12 protein-coding genes are annotated in these 9,944 nt (G+C 32.4%); 8 read left to right on the forward strand and 4 right to left on the reverse strand.

Annotation, left to right across the window (positions count from 1 at the left end):
- The first annotated feature begins 8 nt into the window (after positions 1-8).
- The 8 genes from ACODH8_RS12525 (at position 9) to ACODH8_RS12560 (ending at position 5,690) form a co-directional block, all read left to right on the forward strand.
- On the forward strand, positions 9-1,076 hold the full coding sequence (locus ACODH8_RS12525) for an ArdC-like ssDNA-binding domain-containing protein (RefSeq protein WP_250942412.1): 1,068 nt from the start codon (positions 9-11) through the stop codon (positions 1,074-1,076).
- Between the two features lie 29 nt (positions 1,077-1,105).
- Positions 1,106-1,381 carry an LtrD gene (locus tag ACODH8_RS12530; protein ID WP_207060344.1) on the forward strand — a complete coding sequence of 92 codons (276 nt, stop codon included), beginning with the start codon at positions 1,106-1,108 and terminating at the stop codon, positions 1,379-1,381.
- A 176-nt stretch (positions 1,382-1,557) separates the two neighbouring features.
- Entirely contained in the window at positions 1,558-1,911 is a 354-nt protein-coding gene (gene mobC, locus ACODH8_RS12535; RefSeq protein WP_250942414.1) for a plasmid mobilization relaxosome protein MobC, read from the forward strand.
- A complete protein-coding gene (locus ACODH8_RS12540; RefSeq protein WP_420021016.1) occupies positions 1,912-3,618 on the forward strand; it encodes a relaxase/mobilization nuclease domain-containing protein in 1,707 nt (568 codons plus the stop codon).
- Positions 3,619-3,669: 51 nt separating this feature from the next.
- Positions 3,670-3,894, forward strand: a complete 225-nt coding sequence (locus ACODH8_RS12545; protein WP_420019104.1) for a hypothetical protein — start codon at positions 3,670-3,672, stop codon at positions 3,892-3,894.
- 26 nt (positions 3,895-3,920) lie between these two features.
- Positions 3,921-4,253 (forward strand): hypothetical protein, encoded by a 333-nt coding sequence (locus ACODH8_RS12550; protein WP_420019105.1) that lies wholly within the window; start codon positions 3,921-3,923, stop codon positions 4,251-4,253.
- 192 nt (positions 4,254-4,445) lie between these two features.
- Entirely contained in the window at positions 4,446-5,273 is an 828-nt protein-coding gene (locus tag ACODH8_RS12555; RefSeq protein ID WP_420019106.1) for a hypothetical protein, read from the forward strand.
- A 273-nt stretch (positions 5,274-5,546) separates the two neighbouring features.
- Positions 5,547-5,690: a putative holin-like toxin gene (locus tag ACODH8_RS12560; protein WP_207059362.1), complete on the forward strand. Its 144-nt coding sequence runs from the start codon at positions 5,547-5,549 to the stop codon at positions 5,688-5,690.
- 191 nt (positions 5,691-5,881) lie between these two features.
- On the opposite strand, the gene ACODH8_RS12565 is transcribed toward ACODH8_RS12560, so the two are convergent.
- The 4 genes from ACODH8_RS12565 to ACODH8_RS12580 form a co-directional block, all read right to left on the reverse strand.
- Positions 5,882-7,249, reverse strand: a complete 1,368-nt coding sequence (locus ACODH8_RS12565) for a PcfJ domain-containing protein (protein ID WP_420019107.1) — start codon at positions 7,247-7,249, stop codon at positions 5,882-5,884.
- The gene (locus ACODH8_RS12570; RefSeq protein WP_420019108.1) at positions 7,249-8,088 is read right to left on the reverse strand and encodes a Cas9 inhibitor AcrIIA9 family protein; all 840 of its coding nucleotides are present in this window, start codon (positions 8,086-8,088) and stop codon (positions 7,249-7,251) included. Before ACODH8_RS12570 ends, ACODH8_RS12565 begins: the two co-directional genes overlap by 1 nt.
- An 11-nt stretch (positions 8,089-8,099) precedes the next feature.
- A complete protein-coding gene (locus tag ACODH8_RS12575) occupies positions 8,100-8,594 on the reverse strand; it encodes a hypothetical protein (RefSeq protein ID WP_420019109.1) in 495 nt (164 codons plus the stop codon).
- Positions 8,595-8,700: 106 nt separating this feature from the next.
- Positions 8,701-8,946 (reverse strand): hypothetical protein, encoded by a 246-nt coding sequence (locus ACODH8_RS12580; protein ID WP_207059366.1) that lies wholly within the window; start codon positions 8,944-8,946, stop codon positions 8,701-8,703.
- Between the last annotated feature and the right edge of the window lie 998 nt (positions 8,947-9,944).

Here is a 9,944-nt window from a genome sequence, read left to right on the forward strand (position 1 = left end):
GCTTACACATGGTAGAAAAATCTAAAATTAAAGAGAAACAACCTATTGATTCCTCACTATCAGAAATTATCAAAGCGAAAGATTATAAAAAACTATCACGTCATTTAGAAGATGGTATTGAAAAATATCTTCATAGTGACGACTACATTAATTACTTAAAGTTTATCTCACAATTTCATAAATATTCCTCTAAGAACGTGCAATTAATCTTGGAACAGAATCCTGATGCAAGCCGAGTGGCTGGTTTTCAGACGTGGAAAAAAATGGATAGATACGTAAAAAAAGGTTCGAAGGCTCTATTTATTTATGCTCCCTATACAGTTGATAAGAAAGATAAAGATGGAACTGTCATAGTCGATGATAATGGTACACCCTTAAAAAGTACCCGCTTTATGTTGAAGCCTGTATTCGATGTGAGTCAGACTGAAGGCGAAAAGCCACTTCCTAAACAAGTTTATAATTTGACTGAGGGACTAGATGATCCTAAAAAATTTGTAGCTTACTACAATCTATTGAAAGACCTAAGTCCTGTTGATATTTCAATTGAACCAATTCAATCAAGAGCTAATGGTTACTACAATGTAACGGATAAAAGAATTGTTGTTAAGGAAGGACTAGGCGAAGTCATGACGTTAAAAGTGATGATACATGAAATGGCTCATGCGATTTTACATGCTGATTCATCTGCTTTTTTTGGTGATAAGACGTATCGCAAACAAGAATTTGAAGCTGAATCTGTGGCTTATATTGTTAGTGACCACTTAGGATTTGATACGAGTGACTACTCATTTGGTTACCTTTCTTCATGGACTGATAGAGGAAATGAGCTATCAGATTTAACCGATTCTTTGGAAAACATTACAAAGGAAGCTAGTAAATTAATTGAGTCAATTGATAAAACATTGACTCAAATTTACACCTTAAATGCTCCTGAAAATAAATTTGAGGAACGTGTAGCCATTGCTAGAAATTTGCCTGTCGCTATTCCTAGAGAACCAAAAAAGGAATATAAACAGGCTGAACCAACTCCAAAAAAGACGATTGAGAATTCGCTTAATAGTAGAATGTCTCAATAAATTTAAACCTAAAAGAGAGGGATACATGTATGATGCAGCTATCAGATGAAGCACGATTTATTATTATTCAACAATTTACAGATGAAACAGTTCCTAATGGAACTGTGATTCATCCGAAGAAAAAAGAAAAGAAAAAGGGTTCACTTACTAAAGAAATTCAACAATTAATTCATGATTACACTGAATTAGAAATTGAAATTGACCTTGCACCTTATGAAGAAGCTGAAAAGTTTTTAAGAAAATTAGCAGTTGGTGAACCTTACAATGAGTTTATTAATTCACTACTCAGACCTTACATGAGTTAAAAACAAAACAAGCAAAAGAAGAAAAAAAGGGGATTGGGGAACCCCCAACTATTAAACAACCTCCACCGTGAATTTGGGTGGAGGTTGTTTAAATTTATGTCATTGGCTATCCAATGACTATGCTCGCAAAACGAAAGTCTGTCCCACCAAGAAAGATTTGTAAAGGAGTAATTTATTTGGAAAGAGAGCGACATATACAAAAAATAATTCGCATGACTGAGAAGGAAGAAATATACATTAAAAATAAAATGGCTAGTAGTAGGATAAAAAAATTCCAACATTTTGCCTTGATGATGTTGATTCAGGGTGAAGTATCATTCACTGATTATACTGAACTGAAACAGCTTGTTTATGAAGTGAGGAAGATTGGAACGAATATTAATCAAGCGGTAAAACTTGCCAATCAGTTTGATGATATATCAGAAACTGATGTCAGGGATCTAACGAAAGCTCTCACGAAATTAACTGAGTTAGTTGAAAGTGAATTACATATACAACAAGATAAATTTAAAAGAAAAAAGGTTGATTAGATGGTTTATACAAAACATTTTCCAATACATAGTTTTGACAGATTAAAAAAGGCAGAACAGTATATCAGTAACGCCGATAAAACAATAGTGGACTATAAGGAAGAAGAATCTCACTTAGATAATTTGTTTCAATACATTGTTAATGAAAATAAAACTATGATGAAACACCTTGTCTCAACTCATGGTGTAGTAGATGCGAACTCAGCTTATGAGGAATTTAAGTACACCAAATTAAAAGCTGAGTATCAAAGAGGAACAAACTATAAATTTAATCCAAAGACAAAGAGATTAGACCCACCTAGCTTAACAGAAATCGAAAAAAAGAATCCTGTACTTGCCAGGCATTTGATTCAGTCATTCTCACCTGAAGATAATTTAACGCCGGAACAGGTTCATGAAATAGGTCGTAAAACAATTTTAGAATTCACTGGTGGTGAATATGAATTTGTTATAGCGACACATACAGACAAAGAACATATTCATAACCACATTATACTTAACACAACTAATTTAGAAACTGGTAAGGCATTACCCTGGAAAATAGTAAAAACAAAAGGAGGGCATAAAGATATTTCCAAATTAAATTTTGAAAAAGTATCAGATAAAATTTCATCAGAGTATGGGGCTAAGATCATTGAAAAATCTCCAAAAAACTCGCATAAAAAATATACCATGTGGGAAACAGACTCTATTTATAAATTGAAAATCAAATCTCGATTAGATTATTTGATAGAGCATAGTTCCTCAATAGATGACTTCATGTTGAAGGCTGAAGCTTTAAATCTTTCTGTTAATTTTTCGGGCAAGTGGGCCACCTATCGTTTGTTGGATGAACCACAAATTAGAAATACAAGAGGACGAAATTTAGTTAAAGGAGATCCAACCCGATACAACAAAGAGTCTATAGAAGATAAATTAAAAGAGAATGCAGGAACCTTCTCTATTGAGGAAGTAGTAGAAAATTACCAGGAAAAAGAGTCACGGGTAGCAAAAGATTTTGATTATCAAATTACAGTAGAGGACTGGCAAATCTCACATTCAACAGAGAGAGGTTACTATCTCAATGTAGATTTTGGAATAGAGAATAGAGGGAAATTATTTATTGGTGGGTACAAAGTAGATAAGCTAGAGGATGGTCAATTTAATTTATTTGTTAAACGTTCGGACTTCTTCTATTTTATGAATAATGGTGATTCTGAGCGTAACAGATTTATGACAGGTGAAACATTGGTTAAACAATTGCACCGTTATAACGGACAAGTACCATTAACTAAAGAACCAGTAATGACACAATTAACTGAGTTAGTTCATGCGATTAATTTTTTAGCAGAGCATGATGTTCAGGATGGCCGCCAACTACGAAATTTAGAAAATCAGTTTGACCAGGCATTAACTAAAGCAAATGAAACGCTGGATAAACTATCAGAAAAAATGATGACGTTACATCAAATTAGTAAGCTGCTTATAGAATCTGAAGTGACTCAGCAACCTCAAGAAGTACAAAGAAAGTTATCTACTTTATTACCACATGCGACGCTTAATGAGATTAGTTATGACGATATCAAAAGTGAAATAGCTTCTATTCAAAAGAGTAAAAATTATTTAAATGAAACTGTCAAAACAACTGTTAAGAAAATAGAAGAGATTCATCTGATTCAAGCTATGCCGGATAAACATCATGAAATAAAACAAGAAAGAAAAATTTAACCTGGTGTTTCAGTAATTAATAGATAAAATTAAAAAGTAAGGAAGAAAAGTATGAATGATAAACAAAACGAACTACTAGAAGAGTTGAAACGAATTTATACATGGCAACATAGCCACCTATCAGATATTCTTTATTATTTAGCTAAACGCGATTCTGATATGTTCGATAGTCAAACAATACGGATTTATGATCTGCTGGATGAAGAGGAATACTCTAAAGTAGTTAATGAGTTTTCTAAATGGATAATAGAAAATTTTAAAGCCAATAAGTTTTAGTCCAGCGACAGGAGGGATAAAATATTATGAGTATGGTTATACACGCTTATGAGAGTGAACATTTTCTTACAGAATCTATTGCAGATATTGAAATACCTTCATCACATTTAGAGGAAATAGATTATTTTTTTAAAATTCTTAACTTAGATAGAAACTTGGATAAGAGTAAAACACTTTTTTCTAATGAAATAGTTGATTTAGGTTTAGATTTATACGACGGTTTTTTATCAAGAAAAAGAATAACTGAACTAGTAAATAATTTTAATGTGGTTAGTGATTTTGACAATCGAATAAAAAATTATTTAGAAATGATTTTAAGAAAAACAAAGAGTGAATATATTTTATTTAGTTATACTTAAAGACAATAGGGTATGGGCAAAGGACAGTATATAAATATTTTAAGAAAAAATAAGTAATGAATGTGTATGTTATAATCATATTATTATAAAATGAAGGCTGATTAACGGTAAGAGAAAAAATAAGAACCGTAGAAAATAAGAATCTTTAAAAATATATTAATTAATATGAATTCAAGAAAGGAAGGCTCTTTCATGATAGTTAAGACTCTACACGTTAAAGAGAGGCGGCAACAAAAAGTCTTTGAAATATACCCCAATCAAAAAGAATATACTTTCAGAGTCGATAAAAAGATTGAAGATAAAATGAAAGTAGGTAAGCTGGTTCGTTTTTCAAAGCAGCAACTTTTATATGTAACTGAAGTGATCACTGATTGTGAAGATGAAGAACAATATACGGGAACAGTTAAAAGAATTGTTAAATTAAAAAATCGACCCATTATTTTTTTAACTGATGGTGATTTAGAAGAACGACGTATTGAACGAGAAAAGCAAGCAAAAAAACAGCAAAATATAGATAACCATACAAAGAAAATTTGTGTCGCTCAAGGAACATATTTAATGATGGAAGGTAAAAAATTTAGAAAACTAAATAAAATCGTTAAAGTTGAAGTAAAAAAGAACCCACAAAAATGGATTCAAGTGGGAGATATTATTTATATTCATTATGTTAATGAAAAGGGGAACAATGTTTTTCGTTACGTTTTAGTTCAAGAAATAATACCGGATTTTCTAATTACACGAAAAAAAACTGATTGTGAGATATATCATCATTATTACCAAAAAACGGCAAAAGGTTATGTTAAGACAATGCTTCAAAAGAACGGTCTACCTGTACCACCTAAAAAGGAAGCAGCTAAGAAGAAAAAGCCTAAAAAGCAAGCAAGTAAAGATAAACAAGTAGTACCTCTTTCAAGAAAAAAAGAAGCAGAAAAAAAGAATGAAGATCTTGAAAAAAATAAATCAGGTCATAGTTGGACCATGAGACAAAGAAATAGTGATTCTCCTGGAGATATTAACTAATTTCCCTATGTTGTTTTGGGTGTTTTTCCTATGATGTTTGATATAGGAAGCGATTGAATAATGAGCTTTCTATTGAGTCGACGCCGCGGTGGTGGCGGTCGGAGCAAGGCGACTCAAACGACAAGGTGGTTTTCCTTGTCGCAGCTTATTAGAAAGAGAAGAAATAAAACAGTCTAAAACCTTGATAACAATAGGTTTTAGACTGTTTTTATGTTATAATAAAGAAGTAGAGAAGTTAGTGACGGTGGCTATCTTTTAATGGAGGTGGTGCTTATGAAAATAAGTATTAAATCTAGGAAAGGAGAAGCCCTTTTGTCTGCATTGGAAACTATCCAATTATTATTAGGTTTTGGCACTTTTGTCATTATGTTAATAAAATTGGTTGTTGACCTTGTAAAAAATGACAAAAAAAAATAACCGTCCACTTAAACTTTGGCTAGTTTAACGGTTATTTTTTACCAAAACAATGCTACCGTCTTTAACGGTTCTACTTAGGGGCGTATATCCAGTACGTCCCTTTCAATTTATATTATACCACGAATTAGTAGAAATTGTTACTAAAAACACTGTCTAAACCATATATCGTAGTTGGTTTAGACAGTGTTTTTTTATATTACTTTTTTAATTTCCTTTTCCCACTTCTCAACAACTTGCTTAATATTGCCTGGGACTTTATCTTGTCCTCCTTTTCCTTGAATTTGTTTAACTTTTTGTTCTTTGTATTCTAGTGTGAAGTACGGTTTATTAACGTCCTCTTTTCTTCTAATGAAAATAATATTAGTATCGCCTTTTTGGTGACCTTTCACGTAACGATTTCCCCCCACACAATGATGTAAAGCACTGCCCTCTTGGATAATTTCCTTTAATTCTTTAGGTACAAGAAAGACAAATTCATCAATTTCTTTTTCGAATTTTTTTAATTGAGATAATCGTTTTTGATACTCACGATTTTCTGCCTCTAATTTTTTAGCTTTCTTTTCTAAATTGAGTTGGTTAATCAATTCAACGGCATTATCATGAGCTTTAACTAAGTCTTTAGGCAAGATAACATTAGTATCATTTAATGGAATTTCTAGCTCTTCTAACATGCTTAGATAATCTATATAGTAGTCGAATGTTTCTTTTTGTGCCATATACCACGTTTGGAACTTGTTTAAATTAACTTCCTTTGGTAATTTATTTAATTGTGTAAAATGTAGATGATACTCAATATTTTTAATCGGTTTTGCTTTTCTCTTTCTGAAAGTTTGTTCTAACATGAAAACATGAAACATAGGGTTAGTCGTTTTTAACTTGTGTTTGTTAGCTTTCAACCATTTCTGATTGATAACTCTCATGTCTGCCCTCCTATGATAACTTTCGCCAACTATGAGATAGCCGTCATTGATGATTTCATCTGCCATGGTGGTTGCTCCAATATTTTGTAGGTATTCAATTTCAAGCCTACTTTTATAAATTCTAGAAAGTTCAGCTCTTTCAATTGCTGGTAACTTCAAATATTTCATATCTCGATTATGCTTAAACTTATCTTGCCAATTATTTGGATAAAATTTGGTGTTGGTATAAGCTCCACTCATAAACCCGTAATTTGTCCTAAATTCGTCTTGCCACTCATTATTATAGTTATTAAAGGCTTTAAGATGTTTGCCATTTTCGAAACGCTCAAAGTTGGTTAACCGATATGTGAGAATTTCTTTTCCGTCTTTAATATCAAGCCAATAATTATGAGATTGGATTTCAATGCGATTTTTAGAAACAAGAATAATCGCAAAAGAATAAAATTTTTGAGGAAACGTTAAGCGTGATTTTTTAGTTAATCGTTTTTTGATAATACGACAATCAGTGCGTTCACTGGCTTTGATTGTCTGCTCTTTGTTGCTCCATTCATAAGTTGGTATTTGTCTTTCACACCACTTAAAAAAGTCTTTAGGTGGTGTGAGTAATTTTCCGATTTGTTTTGATAAGTTATTAGTCATTATAGTGTTGCGAACAACTCAAGTTGTTGTTCGTTTTCTTCTTGTTGTTCGACTCCTCCTTTCTCGCTTGTTGAGGGTTCTTGATTGGTAGCTTTAGTCACATTATTAACTGGCTCGGTTTTCTTTTTAGCTTTAGGTTGAGCTTTAGTTTTCGTTTTAGTTTTTTCTTTTGGCAATTCATAGAAAATAAAGTAATCAGATACCCACTGAAAAACAATGTTATCATCAACCCAAGCGCCATACCCTTTATTCCCTTGTTTTTTTGCTTGGCTAAAACAATAAGCGTAAGCTCCTTTTAATGTTTTTCCCTCTGTTAAAATGCCTTTAAATAGCTCTTGGTTGGTTTGTTTACAAAGCCATTGATGTATCATTTTAATTGGTTGTAAGGTATTTTTTTTCATTTCTATCAACATTTTTTCTAAGGCTAGTTCTGTGTGATTGCCCTCTGCTTTAGTGTCATGTTGTCTGAAAAATCGGTCATACTCTAGCTCGTCACTTAGGACTAACCATTGATAAAATTTACCGTTATCTTTCATGCTATCAATAGATAAGTACAATGAAGTATATTCATCATTTTCTGTTTTTTTTGCAATCGGGGCTTGTAATGGTAATCTACTCAAGTAACCCTGTAAGGTCTTAATATCATACATTTGGATAGTTTCATGGGCATAAAATGTTAACCATTGAAATCTTTTGTCATTCTCAATTTTTTCCTCTTTTTTAAAGGCTACACTCATATAACCTCTGTCGCAGTCAAAGACTGCAACAGGTAGGTTTTTATCAAATTTAGCAAGGTGTTCTTGTAGTTGTTGGATAGTATCTGCTTTTAAAATGGTCATGATATACCACCTCACAAGCTTTCTTTTATAGCTTTGGCTTTGTCAATTAAACAAAGGTAAGCTTGTAAGAATGTTGACAGTGGTAACTGGTCGCCTACTGGCATATCCGTAACCTTAATAGTTAAACAGTTTAAAATATCCTCAAATGTTTCAAACTGGTAACCTGTTTGACTGGTCATTTCATTTATAAAGTCTTGGTGGTTGCCGTTCTGTTCAATGTATAGTAGCACCTCAATTAGATTCATATCGTTACAATAGTAATCTTCATCAAGATTATGTAATTTAACGTAAGCTCTCGCACTTACTAGGACGTCAATAAAAGTAACTTGATTAACAAAAACTAAAGGGTTCATGTCATTCAGATAAATAAACAAATTTTCTCTTTTAATGTAATCAATCATGCTTTCTTGATTTAAGTCTAGTTTGTATAAAGGTTTTTCTACATATCGGTTAAGTGAAAAGTAAGATAAAAAATGATTTGCTTTTTCGATTAATTGGTTTGTCATTGGTAACGCTCCTTAATATTTTCTTGTCAAAGGTCGTTACATACGATACAATGTATTTAATAAAATACTGTTTTTACATTGAATGGTAGTAACTAGAAATCTTTTGTTAGAGCAAAAGGTTTCTTTTTTTTTGTTCTTTTATTGGTTTAATCAGAAAACCATTTTTGCTAATATCAACGTACAGATAAGCAAGATTTTCATCTTTTGTATCTTCGTAAGTGTCATAAATCATATTTAAAATATCATCTAGACTAAAATCTATTGGCTCTGTTCTAACTAAGCGATGAATTTTTTTAGCCAATTCATCATAATTCCAACGTGCCAACATCTTATAAATCGTTCGTGAGTTCATAGACGATTTTCCTCTCTCTCTTTGTCTGCATTTCTTTTAAAATTATGTTTTGGTATAACCAACTCATTTCGTATTCTTCATCATAGATAAACACTATTAAAGCTAGTAATAACTCCTTATACATATCAAAATCTCCTTTCAAAAACTTAATATTTTCTAAAGCTAACAGTCGTTGCTCGGTAATTTTTTTGTCACATTGTTTCTTAAATTCTTTAGTCTTTGAACCATTTGAGTTAGGTGTACAGGGGAGGGTGGCTGGTCATTTGTTTAACTCATGCCTGAGGGATACATAATGCTCCTTTCTTATTTAGATTGTTATGGTTCATTTGTTGCTAGTATGCTTGGGTGTGGGGGCTATAAAGTGTGAGAACCATAGGCACAAAGATTATACAAGGGCGAGCTTGCTCGTTTATATACCCTTGTCTAATCGACTGAATATGGTACTTGTATCACTTAGCCCTCCACTCAAGCATACTAACTTGAACATAATCTAAATAAGAGAATAGGTATGCCGAATGATAAGCATGAGTTAAACAAATGACGGTTTTGACTTTTTGTTAAACGTTGCGAAGCAGCGTTTAACGGTCTTGGAGTGAGTGCAACGAACGACTTATTGAGGGAGCGGTGGAGGTGGCCGGAGCGACTGAAATAAATACCAAATAAAATTGTTTCCTCCTGAAGAAGATAGATCACTAACCAGGCATTTACTTCTTATGAACTTAAAATATTTAAAAACTGTTCGCTTGAAAATGAGAACGTACGTTTGTATAATTATGTCTAAAGGAAGTGAAAATGAATGTCTGAATACTACTTTAACTACGATAAAGAGCCTAGAGACGATATACTTTGTGTCGATATGAAATCCTTTTATGGTGCGAAACGTTCCTAACTGAAAAGGTTAGGCACACAAGATTTTCTTGTGTAGAACTAATGATTTGAGGAGTGAAATGAAGGTGTAACGACCTGAAGTGCTCCCTCTAATACTCCGATTGGCAATC

It is taken from the genome of Vagococcus fluvialis, assembly GCF_048815235.1.
Lineage (GTDB): Bacteria > Bacillota > Bacilli > Lactobacillales > Vagococcaceae > Vagococcus.